This window comes from Streptomyces sp. Act143, assembly GCF_003143935.1.
Classification (GTDB): domain Bacteria; phylum Actinomycetota; class Actinomycetes; order Streptomycetales; family Streptomycetaceae; genus Streptomyces.
The window spans coordinates 5208406-5221642 of sequence record NZ_QFRX01000001.1 but is presented as its reverse complement, the minus strand read 5'-3'; the positions used below and the strand labels follow the sequence as shown (position 1 = coordinate 5221642).

At 72.8% G+C, this 13237-nt stretch carries 10 protein-coding genes; 4 read left to right on the top strand and 6 right to left on the bottom strand.

The genetic code is table 11. From position 1 onward, the window contains the following. The first annotated feature begins 114 nt into the window (after positions 1–114). Together DI272_RS23625 and DI272_RS23620 are read left to right on the top strand one after the other, a co-directional pair. Complete coding sequence (locus DI272_RS23625) at positions 115–2229, top strand: M12 family metallo-peptidase (RefSeq protein ID WP_109497286.1); 2115 nt, start codon at positions 115–117, stop codon at positions 2227–2229. Positions 2230–2319: 90 nt separating this feature from the next. Beyond that, positions 2320–3102: a DUF4142 domain-containing protein gene (locus DI272_RS23620; protein ID WP_181387294.1), complete on the top strand. Its 783-nt coding sequence runs from the start codon at positions 2320–2322 to the stop codon at positions 3100–3102. Between the two features lie 9 nt (positions 3103–3111). Here DI272_RS23620 and DI272_RS23615 read toward each other — a convergent pair whose 3' ends face one another. After that, positions 3112–4755, bottom strand: a complete 1644-nt coding sequence (locus tag DI272_RS23615; RefSeq protein WP_109500994.1) for an alpha-amylase family glycosyl hydrolase — start codon at positions 4753–4755, stop codon at positions 3112–3114. A gap of 310 nt (positions 4756–5065) precedes the next feature. Here DI272_RS23615 and DI272_RS23610 point away from each other — a divergent pair, with 310 nt between their 5' ends. Further along, positions 5066–6004: an LAETG motif-containing sortase-dependent surface protein gene (locus tag DI272_RS23610; protein WP_109497285.1), complete on the top strand. Its 939-nt coding sequence runs from the start codon at positions 5066–5068 to the stop codon at positions 6002–6004. A gap of 85 nt (positions 6005–6089) precedes the next feature. Here DI272_RS23610 and DI272_RS23605 read toward each other — a convergent pair whose 3' ends face one another. Both DI272_RS23605 and thrS read right to left on the bottom strand, forming a co-directional pair. Further along, on the bottom strand, positions 6090–7052 hold the full coding sequence (locus DI272_RS23605; protein WP_109497284.1) for a nucleoside hydrolase: 963 nt from the start codon (positions 7050–7052) through the stop codon (positions 6090–6092). Positions 7053–7105: 53 nt separating this feature from the next. Further along, positions 7106–8320 (bottom strand): threonine--tRNA ligase, encoded by a 1215-nt coding sequence (gene thrS / locus DI272_RS23600; RefSeq protein WP_109497283.1) that lies wholly within the window; start codon positions 8318–8320, stop codon positions 7106–7108. Positions 8321–8574: 254 nt separating this feature from the next. Here thrS and DI272_RS44230 point away from each other — a divergent pair, with 254 nt between their 5' ends. Beyond that, positions 8575–9363, top strand: a complete 789-nt coding sequence (locus DI272_RS44230; RefSeq protein WP_146238382.1) for a hypothetical protein — start codon at positions 8575–8577, stop codon at positions 9361–9363. A gap of 580 nt (positions 9364–9943) precedes the next feature. Here DI272_RS44230 and DI272_RS23585 read toward each other — a convergent pair. The 3 genes from DI272_RS23585 to DI272_RS23575 all read right to left on the bottom strand — a co-directional run bounded on the left by DI272_RS23585 (position 9944) and on the right by DI272_RS23575 (position 13224). Then, positions 9944–10723, bottom strand: coding sequence for a TIGR03943 family putative permease subunit (locus tag DI272_RS23585; protein ID WP_109497280.1), 780 nt, complete (start codon positions 10721–10723; stop codon positions 9944–9946). Next, entirely contained in the window at positions 10720–11721 is a 1002-nt protein-coding gene (locus DI272_RS23580; protein WP_109497279.1) for a permease, read from the bottom strand. The genes DI272_RS23585 and DI272_RS23580 overlap by 4 nt, the downstream gene beginning before the upstream one ends. Positions 11722–11880: 159 nt before the next feature. After that, positions 11881–13224, bottom strand: coding sequence for a helix-turn-helix domain-containing protein (locus tag DI272_RS23575; RefSeq protein ID WP_109497278.1), 1344 nt, complete (start codon positions 13222–13224; stop codon positions 11881–11883). Positions 13225–13237 lie beyond the last annotated feature (13 nt).

Here is a 13237-nt window from a genome sequence, read left to right as displayed (position 1 = left end):
GCCGTATGGCGGAAGCCGTCGCCTGATGGGGGCGCATCCCGTGGGCGGTCGTCGGCGGGAGGGCTCCGTGCGGGGAACAGAGCAGTCATCTCATCCCACGGAAAGGTCCTCCGCATGCCCCCACGCAGTTGGGCCGCGTGCACCGCCCTGGTCGCGCTCGTCCTCGGTGGCACCACAGCCCTCCGCCCGGCCACAGCCGCCGACGCCCGCACCCCCCTCGCCTCCGCCGCCCTGGCCTCCTCCGTCATCACGCCCGAGAACCCCGGGGACTGGCCCCACCCCGCCGAGAGCGACGACGACTCCGAGGAGTACGGCAAGGAGGCCGTCCGGCTGCGCGAGGCCGTCGTCCGCGAGTCCGCTCTCGCCCGTCTCTGCGGCCCGGCCGAGCTCGGCAGCGAGATCCGCTTCCCGCTCTTCGAGGACACCGTCGTGGAAGCGGCGGAGGTCTCCCGGGAGACCATCGGCGGCGTCCTGACCTGGCACGGCGAGGTCGAGGGCACCACCGACCAGACGGTGATCGTCGCGCTGAAGGGCGGCTGCGACGGGACCAGCGGCAACGAGGAGCTCAGCGCCAGCTTCCTGCTCGGCGGCGCGATGTACGACATCGTCCCCACCGCTCCGGGCCACGTCACCGTGATGGAGACGACGCCGGACACCGACGAGGACGACGCCAGTCCCGTGCCCCCGCAGTCCCGCCCGCTCACCCCGCTGCCCGACGCCGCCGGCCGGGCCGAGGGCAGGGCCCCCAAGGGCAAGTGCAAGGGCAGTGACAAGATCGCCGTGATCGACGTCCTGGCCGCCTACTCGCCGAAGGCCCGCTCCGAGGCCGGCGGCGACAGCCAGATCAAGGCCCAGATCGCCAAGGGCATCTCGCTCACCAACGACGCCCTCGCCACCAGCGGTATCAAGGCCCGCGTCCGCCTCGTGCACACCGCCTACATGAACATCGCCGCGAAGTACGACACCCAGTCGAACGCCGCCCTGCTGGCCTTCGCCACCGACGACGGCGTCGCCGACGACCTGCTCACCCTGCGCGACCGGTACGGCGCGGACCAGGTCACGGTCGTGACCGGCGGCAACGCGATGGGCGGCATCGGCTACACCCCGCCGGACCCGGGCCCGACCTGGTCGAGCTGGGCGTACTCGATCGTCGCCCAGAACGCGATCGCGCACTACAGCTTCGGCCACGAGCTCGGCCACAACCTCGGCGCCAACCACGACTGGACGACCCAGCCGGACCAGCCCAACAACGGTGCCAGCGGCTACTTCCCGAAGAAGGGCGACTGGTCGACGGCGATGGCCTACGAGTCGAGCTGCCGCACCACCACCAAGGGCGGCTGCGGCCGGATCAACCGCTTCTCCAACTACGGCCAGACCTACCGCGGCCAGAAGCTCGGCACCAAGCCGACGGCCACCCACGCCGCCGACTCCGCGTGGTTCCTGAACGAGTCCTCCGCGGCGGTGGCCGCCTACCGCGCCGCGAAGTCCGACGCCACACTGTGCGACGTGACCCCGTCCTCGTCGCCCTCGACGAGCGCCGGGAGGATCGTCCCGAAGATCATGGGCCCGTACGCGCAGACGGCGACCGCCACCTTCACCGCCGTCCCCGCCAAGGGCTACGTCTTCAGCCACTGGACCCTCGACGGCAAGAAGCAGTCGTCGACCAGCAAGACGATCAAGGTGAGCATGGCCGCGAAGGACCACACGCTGAAGGCGACCTTCAAGAAGGGCACGAGCGCCACCTCCACGGTCAGCACCAAGTCCTCCGGCAGCGGCTCGGTGAAGTCCAGGACGAAGTCGGCCGCGCGGGCCCTCACCGGGGCGTCCGTCCTGGAGGGCGCCGAACTGCACTACAGGGCCGTACCGAAGGCCGGATGGCACTTCGCGGGCTGGACCCTGGACGGCTCCTACGCGGGTGACGACGACGACATCCTCCTGCGCGTCGGCGAGGACGACTCCACCCTCACCGCCGTCTTCGAACCCCGCGACCTCACCCTGGAGACCGAGATCCGGGGCGGCGAGGGCACGATCGAACTGTCCGCCACCGGCCCCTACGCCGACGGCGACACCATCCACGCCAAGGCCGTACCCGCCCAGGGCTACGTCTTCGTGGACTGGCTGCTCGACGGTGAGCCCTACGGCGGCGACGAGGAGGACCACGAGGGCTGCACGGCGGTCCACTTCGACGAGTGGGGCCACACCCTGACGGCGGTGTTCGCGCCCAAGTAGCCCCGCGCACGTGGCTCCTGTCACAGCATGAACAACCGTGGCTCCTCGTCCGTACACAGGGTCGTACGACCCCTCGACCGGACAGGAGCCATGGTGCGCTTTTCGCGGAACGCGACGGGAACGCTCTTCGTGGGCGGTGCGCTCAGTCTGACGATCGTCGCGCTGGCGTACCCCGCGATGCTCGGTGTCAGCAAGGCCTCCACCGCCCAGGACCGCATCATCGCCCAGACGCAGTGGGGGCCGCTGACCGAGCAGGACCGGGACTTCGTGGTGAAGGTGCGCGCGGCGGGGCTGTGGGAGTACCCGCTGGGCAAGGTCGCCCTGGAGAAGGGGACGACCCCGGAGGTCAAGGAGGCCGGCCGGCACCTCATCGACGGCCACGCGGCCCTGGACGCCGCCTGCCGCAAGATCGCCCCGATGCTGAACGTCACGCTGCCGAACGTGGCGAGCCCGCAGCAGCAGGGCTTCGTGAACACGATCGAGAGCAGCTCCGGCAGGGAGTTCGACTCGAACTTCGCCAACATCCTGCGCACGACGCACGGTTCGATCTTCAACGCGATCGCGAAGATCCGCTCCACCACCAAGAACTCGCTGGTGCGCTCGCTGGCCGACATGGCCAACGACACGGTCCTGGACCACATGACGGTCATGGAGAAGACCGGCTTCGTCAGCTTCGACCAGGCCCTCTTCCAGCAGACCACCCCGCCGAAGCTCCCGGACACCGACCTGACGCCGCCGGCCCCGCAGCCCGGCGCGCCCATGGTCGTGCTGAGCCCGCCGCCCAACCCGACGTCCACGCCGATCGCGATCCCGGGCGAGGCCGCGGGTTCGGGTGCGGGTGCGACCCCGAGTCCGAGTCCGACGATCGGCTGAGCACCCTCCCTACGCCAGCCACACCGTGGTGTCCGCTCCCAGCAGCCCGTCCTCCAACGGGCCGCTGGCGACCAGCACTTCCCCGTCCGGCAGGGCGACGGGCCGGTCCGACAGGTTCGTCACGCACCGCCAGCCGTCGTGCCGGGCGAAGTCCAGCACACCGGGCGGGCCGCCGGCCGTCCAGGTCAGTGTCTCGCCCTCCAGCAGCTTGCGGCGCAGCCTCAGGGCCGTGCGGTACAGCTCCAGGGTGGAGCCCTCGACGCCGTCCTGCGCCTCGACGGCGCAGGCGGCGAAGTACTCCGGCTGCGGCAGCCAGGCGCCGCCCGCCCCGAAGCCGTACGACGGACCGGTGCGCGTCCACGGCAGCGGCACCCGGCAGCCGTCGCGGCCCTTGCGGACCCGCCCGGTCTGCTCCCAGACCGGGTCCTGGAGCACCTCGACGGGCAGGTCGGCGACCTCGGGCAGACCGAGCTCCTCGCCCTGGTAGAGGTACGACGAACCCGGCAGGGCCAGCATGAGCAGCGTCGCGGCGCGAGCCCGCCGCAGCCCCCGCGCCCGGTCGACCCCGGGGGCGTGGCCGCCGGACAGCAGCCAGGCGTTCTCGTCGGTGCCCGGCGGGAGCATCAGGCGCGAGGCGTGGCGGACGACGTCGTGGTTGGACAGCACCCAGGTGGCCGAGGCGCCGGCGGCGTGCGCGGTGCGCAGCGAGTCACTGATCACCTCGCGGAGCGCGCCGGCGTCCCAGCCGGTCTCCAGGTACTCGAAGTTGAAGGCCTGGCCCAGTTCGTCCGGGCGGGCGTAGGCGGCGCGGCGCGCGGTCGGCACCCAGACCTCGGCGACGGCCATGCGGGGCGGGGAGTAGGAGTCCAGGACCCGGCGCCAGTCGCGGTAGATCTCATGGACCTCGTCGCGGTCCCAGTAGGGGTGGCTGCCCGGCGCCACCCGGTCCAGGGCGTCCTCCGCGACGCCGGGGAGGTCGCCGAGGTCGCGCAGGGGCTCGGCGAGGTCCTTGGCGAGGGCGTGGGCGACGTCCACCCGGAAGCCGTCGACGCCCCGGTCGGACCAGAAGCGCAGGGTGGTGCGGAAGTCGGCGCGGACCTCGTCGTGGCCCCAGTTGAAGTCGGGCTGTTCGGGGGCGAAGAGGTGGAGGTACCACTGGCCGTCCGGGACGCGTTTCCAGGCGCTGCCGCCGAAGACGGACTGCCAGTCGGTGGGCGGGAGTTCGCCGTGCGCGCCGCGGCCGTCGCGGAAGACGTACCGGTCGCGGGCGGCGGAGCCGGGTCCGGCGGCGAGGGCCTCCTGGAACCACGCGTGCCGGTGGGAGCTGTGGTTGGGGACGAGGTCGACGACGACCTTCAGCCCGAGGCGGTGGGCCTCGGCGACCAGGGCGTCGAAGTCGCCGAGGGTGCCCAGGCGCGGGTCGACGTCACGGTGGTCCGCGACGTCGTAGCCGCCGTCGGCGAGTTCGGAGGGGTAGAAGGGGCTCAGCCACAGGGCGTCGACGCCGAGGGCGGCGAGATGGGTGAGGCGTTCGGTCGCGCCCTTCAGGTCCCCGAGCCCGTCGCCGTCCGCGTCGGCGAAGCTGCGGGGGTAGATCTGGTAGATGACGGCCTGTCGCCACCAGTTCGGGTCCTTGGACGAGAGGTCGGGGATCACACGTGCTCCTCGCTGTTCCACGCGGGCGGCATAGACATACAAAGGGGAATGTGTCCACCGTCGGGCCCGGGCGAACCCGGACACTTCGCGGAGCAGTGCGTTCCCTGTGTGGCGGAATTGTGATGACTGTTGAACAGGGCTTGTATTCCCGCAGGTTGACAGCGTTCCGGCAGGAGATCCACGATGGCCGCACGCTGTTGTGCGTGTGACTCATATTGACCAATGGGTCCAATGTTTCCGAGCGCCCTTTTGCGCTCTGCAGCGTTCCGCAGCGCCTCTCAGTTCACTCCACCCTGATGGGATACGCATGTCCATAGCGAGACGTGTCACCGTGCGCCGCCTGCTGGGGACGGGCGCCGCGACGCTCGCCATCTGCGCCTTCACCGCCTCCGTCGCCTCGGCCACCGACTGCCCCGGCGGAAAGGGCTGGGACGACGGCGGCAGCTACAAGCCCGGCACGGGCGCCGGCACCGAGACGGGAACCGAGCTCTGCGAGTTCTCCCTCGACGGCAAGAACTTCTTCCCCTCGGTCAAGGTCGACGACCAGAACCTCAAGCCGACCGACGACGGCAAGGTGCACGTCACGGTCCGCACCGCCGGCAACGCGTCCACCTGCACGGCCTCCCTCGCCTCCTACCGGGCGCACGGTCCGACCTTCGCCACCTCCGGCGAGCAGGTCTTCCACGACTTCGACACCGTGACCGTCAAGGCCGGCCAGAGCGACACCCTCGACATCGCCATCCCCGACCAGGGCTGCTACGCCCAGATCGACCTCTACCGGGGCGCCACGAAGTTCGACGGCAAGCTCGACGCCAACGACGGCTTCCAGCACGGCGACCTGCCCAAGGGCCCGGACCACCCGGTCATCAAGGACAAGCTGATCGCGGCCTGGAACGGCGGCACGAAGGACTGCACGGCCCAGCCGTCGCCGACCCCGACCCCGACCCCGTCGGCCTCCGAGTCCACCCCGGCCGAGGAGACCACCCCGCCGGCGTCCGAGTCCGAGACGCCTTCGGCGACGCCGTCGGAGACCCCCTCGGAGTCGGAGTCCTCCGACACCCCGGCCCCGTCCGCCTCGGAGTCGACGACCGCCCCGGCCGCCACCCCGAACGGCGGCGGTGGCGACCTCGCGGAGACCGGCGCCAACAGCAACACCCCCGTCATCGTCGGCGGCGCGGCGGCGCTGCTGGTGGGCGGCGGCGCGATCGTCCTCGCCACGCGGCGCCGGAAGGCGACGCGCGCGTAAGGGCCCAGACGATTGGCGAGTTTGTTTCACCACGGGCCCGGAAAGTGCCTGGTCACGATTTCTGGCCCGGAGACAAACTCGCCAATCACAGCCCTTCCACCGTGGAGAGCCACAGCTTCACGTAGCGCTCGACGTTGACCGTCAGCGCGACGTCCACCATGTGGCGGTCGCGTTCGCCCTCGTGGAGTTCGGCCTCGCCGGGGCGGGGTCGGCGGTCGACGATCGTCTGGCCGCGGGTCGGGCCGGGGGCGAGGGAGACCTCGACGGGCAGCAGGCTGGTGGTGATGCCGCCGGGGTCGGCCACCGCGCACACCGCGCCCGCGTCGCCGAGGCCGCCGGTGGGGGTGGGATCGCCCGACGTGGCCGGGTCACGGTGGGCGAGGAGTTCACCGGCCAGCCGCAGCCGGGGGTCGGAGCTGTCCCGCAGCCGCTGTACGTCGGCGGCGGGCACGATGACCTGCCGGAAGACGTCGAGGCCGTACATGGTGATCGGCACCCCGGCGGTGAGCAGGATCGCGGCGGCCTCCGGGTCGTGCCACACGTTGAACTCGGCGACGGGGGTGGCGTTGCCGACCTCCACCGCGCCGCCCATGAACACGATCCGCTCGATGTTGCGGGTCACCTCCGGGTGGGTCCGCAGCAGCAGCGCGATGTTGGTCAGCGGGGCGGTGGGGATCAGCGTCACCGGCCGCGGCGAGGCGAGGATCTCCCGCCGCAGCAGGGCCACCGCGTCCAGGTCCACCGGGCGCCGGGTCGGCGCGGGCAGCCCGAGGTCGCCCATGCCGTCCTGCCCGTGCACGTGCGAGGCGGTGCGCACCGGCTCGATCAACGGCCGCTCGGCACCCCGCGCGACGGGGATGTCCCCGGCCCCGGCCGCCTCCAGCACGGTCAGCGTGTTGCGTACGACCCCGTCCACGTCGGTGTTCCCGGCCACGCAGGTGATCGCGCGGACGTCGAGACCGGGGTGGCGTACGGCGAACAGCAGGGCGAGCGCGTCGTCGACCCCGGTGTCGCAGTCGATGATCACGGGGATGGGCTGGCCGGTCACGGGGACTCCTTCCGTCGTGTGCCCGACCTTAGAGCCTGTGCCCCGACGCGGCCTCACACGGCCGCCCACAGCTCGGCGCCGCGCGCCTCGACGACCGACCGCAGGCGGTGCAGCAGCTCGTCCACCGGCACCGCCCCGGGCCGCCGCCCGTCCCGCAGCCGTACGGCGGCCAGATCGCCGTCGGCCTCCCGCGCCCCGACCACCGCGACGTACGGCACGAGCCGCGCCGCCCGGATGCGGGCACCGAGGGTGCCGTGCTCGGGGCCGGCGAGCTCGGCCCGCAGCCCGAGGCCGAGAGCGCGGCGTACGACCTGCGCCGCCCGCTCCGCCTGCTCCTCCGCCACCGGCAGCACGGCCAGCTGCACCGGCGCGAGCCAGGCCGGGAACGCCCCGCCGTGCTCCTCGACGAGATGCGCGACGGCCCGCTCGACGCTGCCGATGATGCTGCGGTGCACCATGACCGGGCGGTGCTTCGCCCCGTCGGGGCCGATGTAGTGCAGGTCGAAGCGTTCGGGCTGGTGGAAGTCGATCTGGACGGTGGAGAGGGTGGACTCGCGTCCGGCGGAGTCGACGATCTGCACATCGATCTTCGGCCCGTAGAAGGCGGCCTCGCCCGCGACGGCCTCGTACTCGACCCCGTCCAGGACCTGTTCGAGCAGTGCGGTGGCCCGGCGCCACAGCCCCGGGTCGGCCACGTACTTGTTGCCCTCCCCCGGCAGGGACAGCCGGTACCTGGCGGCGCGGATGCCGAGGTCGGCGTAGGCGCGGCGGATGAGGGCGAGGGCGGCGCGGGCCTCCTCGACGGCCTGGTCCAGGGTGCAGAAGATATGGGCGTCGTTGAGCTGGATGGCCCGGACGCGGGTGAGGCCGCCGAGCACACCGGAGAGCTCGGAGCGGTACATGCCGCCCAACTCGGCGATGCGGAGGGGTAGTTCACGGTACGAGTGGGAGCGCGAGCGGTAGATGAGGGCGTGGTGCGGACAGAGGCTGGGCCGCAGCACGACCTCCTCGCCGCCGAGCTTCATGGGCGGGAACATGTCCTCGCTGTAGTGGTCCCAGTGCCCCGAGATCTCGTACAGCTCCCGCTTCCCGAGCACCGGCGAGTACACGTGCCGATAGCCGCCCGCGCGCTCGGCCGCCCGGACGTACTCCTCCAGGGTGTGCCGCACGACGGCCCCGTCCGGCAGCCAGTACGGCAGCCCGGCGCCCATGAGGGGGTCGGTGTCGAACAGGTCGAGTTCGCGGCCGAGTCGGCGGTGGTCGTACATGGCGTTCTCCTCGGTTCAGGAGACGAGCGCACCACAGCGAAAACCCCGGGGCACTCGCCCCGGGGTTCGCGTCAGCTCAGGTGTCAGCGCGCCGGGACCAGGTCCGGCGTCGTCGTGGCAGACGGGTTGGCGCGCTTCATGGGAGGACCGTAACAAGGGGGCGGCGAGCGGGGCGAGGGCTTTTCAGGTGCGCCGGGTAACCCATCCAGACCGGAGCGGTGGTGCCCCCCGACCCGCGATGCTCCCGTTGAGCCATGACCCGCCGCGCCCTCCTCGCCCTCGCCCTGGCCCTGCCCCTCCCCCTCGCCGCCACCGCCTGCTCCGCCATCACCACGGAGAAGGCCGCCCCGGCCACCCCCACCCCCACCCCCACCCAGGCCAAGACGTCCGCACCCCCCACGACGGCACCTCCCACCCCGGCGTCCGCCCCCGCCCTCACCCCCGCCCAGGCGCAGGCCGCGCTCATCACCGACGCGGACCTCGGTGAGCCCTGGGCCCCCACCGAGGGCGCCGCCACCTGGCGGGACGGGCTGCTCAAGGCCACCACCGACACGCCCGACTGCCAGAAACTGCTCGACGCCCTCTACTCCGAGCAGCTCTTCGGCGCGGGCGCCCATGTGCGGGCCGCGACCGGGCTCGACGACACCTGGAACGACGCCCAGCTGCACCACCAGGTCGTCGCCGTGCGCCCCGCCGACGTCGACAGGACGCTGGCCTGGCTGAAGACGCTGCCGAAGAAGTGCGCGACGTTCACCGCCGCGACCGCCACCGGCGCCGCCCAGAACGCCACCGTCAGCGACGCGCGGCTGCCGGAGATCGGGGACGCCCGACAGGCCCTGCGGGTCACGCTGACCGGGGAGACCGCGGACGGCGACGAGACCACGCTCACCCTCGACGTGGCCGCCGTCCGCGTCGGCGACGACGCGCTGCTCCTCACCAACGGCGGCCTGGGCGACGTCTACCCCGAGGTCACCCAGGCGGTGGCGGAACTGGCCGCCAGCCGCCTGACGGACGTACGCAAACAGGCCCGCGTCCAGGTCTAGAACCACTCCACGGCCTGCCGAGGCGGACCCGCCGCAGCAGGGATGGAGGCTCGCGCCGGGGCCGCTCCACAGCCCCCGGGGCCGGCTCGCCGCAGCAAGGAGCAAGGCACACGACGGGGACCGGTCCGTCGCCTCCCGGGGCTGGCCACCGCTGCAAGGGTCGGGGCACGCGGCGGGGGCCGGGAAGCGTTTCGGCGGTTGAGGGTCCCGTGAAAACGGGGCGAGTGCCCCGTCCGGTGCTCGTCGGCTTTCACGAAGGGGTGTTCACGAAGAGGGCTTCACACGACCGTGTCGGGGTCGCTACCGTCAGTTGTGGTGCGTGTCAGGACGCGGCTGCCCACGGAGTCCCTCCGGTGCCGGAGGCGCGCTTGCCGCTGCCCACGTGCCCTCACCCCGTGCCTCGGGTGACCCGACACCACCTGGACCCCCACAAGCCTGTCTCCCCGTGCCCGCGACGCCGAACGGAGCGTCTCCCGCCGCTCCGCGCGGGACCGGGGACGCCGGGCGAGGATCGCGCAGGGGAGCCGCGCGTCCTCGCAAGGGGCGGCCACCTCTGGTCATCAGAGCGGTGGCCGCCCCGTCACCTCTTCTCGTACGGGTCCGCCGGCTCCTTCACCTGCGTGACCGACGTGGCGTCCAGCACCGGCGGCCATGCCGCGTCGGTGCCCAGCGCGCCCTTCGGGTGCCAGCTGCCGGTGACGGTGACCCAGGTGTCCGCGGGCAGCGCGTCGGCGCCGCGGATCTCGACCTTGCCGGCGCTCGCGTCGGCGGCGCAGCAGGAGACGAGCAGCCGGGTGACGTACCAGGTGCCGTCGTCGCCGTGGGTCACGAAACCGGTCAGCCGCACCGTGCGGCCTTTCAGCGACCGTCCGCTGTCGTAGACGGCCCGCGAGCTGAACTCGCCCACGGTCAGCTCCACCGGGTCCCCGGCGGGCAGCGCCGGGAAGGTCCCGACACCCTGCGCGGCCCGCTGCGCCGCCTCGCGTTCGGCGCTGTAGGAGCCGAGGGCGGGTGGCGGGAAGAGCAGCAGGGCGAGCGCGGGGAGGGTGAGCAGCCAGGCCACACCGGGGCCATGACCGTGCCCCTGCCCATGACCGTGCCCCTGCCCGTGACCGTCCTCATGGCCGGGATCGTCCTCCTGGCCGTGGTGGTCGTCCTCGTGGCCGTGGTCGTGCCGGTGCTCCGTACGTCGTACGACGGCCATCGCGACGCCCAGCGACACGAGCACCACGCCCGACAGCACCAGGTAGGGACGCAGCCCCGCCTGCACATACCGCAGATACAGCGCGCTGAACGCCGAGATCCGCAGGATCGCCGCCCCGACCAGCACCAGGATCAGCGCGGAACCGTATCGCCTCACAGCAGCCACCACCCCACGAGCACACTGCTCACCACGGCCACGACCCAGGTCACCGCCGAGAACCGCAGCGCGAAGGCCCGCCCGAAGGTGCCCGCCTGGAGCGCGATCAGCTTCAGGTCGACCATCGGGCCGACCACCATGAACGCCAGCCGCGCGGTGGGTGAGAAGCCGCTGAGCGAGGCCGCCACGAACGCGTCCGCCTCGCTGCACACGCACAGCACGACCGCGAGGACGGCCAGCAGCAGCACCGACAGCCAGACCGAGCCGGTGAACAGGTCGAGCACGGACCTCGGTACGGCGATGTTGAAGGTCGCCGCAGCCGCCGCGCCGAGCACCAGGAAGCCGCCGGCGTGCAGGAAGTCGTGCTGGAGTCCGGCGCCGAAGGCCTTGACGCCCCGGGCCTCGGGGGCGTGCCGCTCGGGTGGCCGCAGCCACTCCTGCTTGCCGAACCTGGCCCACAGCCAGCCCATCACCACGGCCGTGGCGAGAGAGGCGACGAGCCGGCCGAGCACCATCTCCGGCCGGCCGGGGAAGGCGATCGACGTGGCCACCAGCACCACGGGGTTGATCGCGGGCGCGGAGAGCAGGAAGGCGAGGGCGGCGGCCGGGGCGACCCCGCGGCGCATCAGGCTCCCCGCCACCGGCACCGACGCGCACTCGCACCCCGGCAGCACGACCCCCGCCGCGCCCGCGACCGGCACGGCGAGGGCCTGGTTGCGGGGCAGCAGGCGGGTGAACACCCGCTCCGGCACGAAGGCGCCGATGGCCGCGGAGACGACTGTGCCCAGCAGCAGGAACGGCACGCCCTGCACGGTGATCGCGGTGAAGACGGTCCACCAGGCGGCGACGGGCGGGGTGTAGAGGTCGAGGGCGAGGGTGGGGCCGAGCACGGAGGCGACGGTCGCGATGGCGAGGAGCGCGGCCCCGCCGACGACGGCGTACACGAGCGCACGCACGGCGATCCGCAGCCCGTCGGCCACCGTCCTCTGATTCTCCACGCACTCGCCCTGTCGGTTGTTCTCTCGCCCCCGGGAGGCTAACCGGTGGGTGCTGTGGGGAGGGTCGGGATGGCCAAGGAGGAGGCTGTGCGGGTGCGGGGTCGGGGGCCGTCACGGCCGGCGTTGGGCGCGGGCCGGGCCGGGCCGGGCCGACGGTGGTCACAGGGGCGGTTGTGCGGGGGCGGGGCCGAGGGTGGTGGTGCCGGGGGCCGTTCGGTGGCCGAGGCCCGTGCGGTAGGCGTCGAGGGCCGCTTCCACCCTCCCCTCCCGGCGCAGCAGGTCCCCCAGCAGCCGGCACAGGTCGGCCAGGTCACCGGCGGCGCCGGCCCGTTCCAGCAGGCTCAGGGCGCGGACGTAGTGCTCCTCGGCGGTCTCCGGGTCGCGGGCGTCCTCGGCGATGATGCCGAGCAGCCGGTGCGCGGCGGCGGAGTGGACGGCGCCGCGTTCCGAGGACAGGTCGCCCAGCACGTCGTGCAGGAGGGCCGCGGCCTCCTCGGACTTGCCGCGCCGGTGCAGTACGTCGGCGAGTTCGACGGCGGCCTGGCTGGAGTAGAGGGCGGCGCGCTTGGCGGACAGCATGGCGAGCGCCTGCCTCAACTCGGCCTCGGCGCGCTCCAGTTCGCCGTTCTGGGCGCAGACGTACCCGCGCATCCAGTGGCAGTTGGCGAGTTCCGTGCGCAGTTGCAGCCCGCGGTAGAGCTCGGCGGCCTTGGCGAGGGAGGCGTCGGCCTCGACGACCCGGCCCTCGGCGATGAGGGTGCGGGCGACCGAGCGGTGCATCCGGGCGACCAGGGCCGGGTCGCCGGCCTGCGGGGCGAGGGCGAGGGCGAGTTCGGCGGCCTGGGCGGCGCGGGCGTGGGCGCCCATGTCCATGTAGGGGCCGATGATGCTGGCGTAGAGCAGCAGCAGGGCGTCGGGGTCGTGCAGCCCGCCGCGGTTGAGCTCGTCGAGGGTGGACTCCAGCAGGTAGACGGCGTACCGGAGTTCACCGGCGAGGTAGTGGGAGAGGGCGCGACCGCGCAGCGCGGGCACCCGGGCGGGCAGCGGGGCGTCGGCGAAGACCCGCTCGGCCCGTTCGAAGTACCGGCGTCCTTCGATGAGTTCGCCGCTCTCCACGGCCGACTCGCCGAGTCCGATCAGGGCGTCGTACTGCGCCTCGGCGAGCTGGAGCTCCTCGGCCTCGGCGAGCAGGGTGGCGTAGCTGCGGGCGGCCTCCTCGGTGTCGCCGTTGGCCAGGGTGCGCTGGGCCTCGATGAGCCGCAGCCGCAGGTCGGTGACGAGGCGGGCGGGGCGGCCGGTGGCCAGCTCGTCGAAGGCGACGTCGAGCCGGTCGGCGAGATGGCGCAGCGCCTGGTCGGAGGGGCGGACCCGGCCGGACTCCAGGGTGGAGATGTAGGCGGCGGTGTAGGCGGGCTCGGCGAGCTGCCGTTGGGTCAGCCCGCGTTCGACCCTGAGCTGCTGCACCCTGCGCCCGATGGTCTCCGGGTCGTCACGGTCGGACATGGGCCAACTCTCC

Excerpts from the sequence above, each read along its gene's own strand:
- DI272_RS23625 (WP_109497286.1), top strand. The coding sequence starts at position 115 with ATGCCCCCACGCAGTTGGGCCGCGTGCACCGCCCTGGTCGCGCTCGTC.
- DI272_RS23620 (WP_181387294.1), top strand. The coding sequence starts at position 2,320 with ATGGTGCGCTTTTCGCGGAACGCGACGGGAACGCTCTTCGTGGGCGGT.
- DI272_RS23610 (WP_109497285.1), top strand. The coding sequence starts at position 5,066 with ATGTCCATAGCGAGACGTGTCACCGTGCGCCGCCTGCTGGGGACGGGC.
- thrS (WP_109497283.1), bottom strand. The coding sequence starts at position 8,320 with ATGTACGACCACCGCCGACTCGGCCGCGAACTCGACCTGTTCGACACC.
- DI272_RS44230 (WP_146238382.1), top strand. The coding sequence starts at position 8,575 with ATGACCCGCCGCGCCCTCCTCGCCCTCGCCCTGGCCCTGCCCCTCCCC.
- DI272_RS23575 (WP_109497278.1), bottom strand. The coding sequence starts at position 13,224 with ATGTCCGACCGTGACGACCCGGAGACCATCGGGCGCAGGGTGCAGCAG.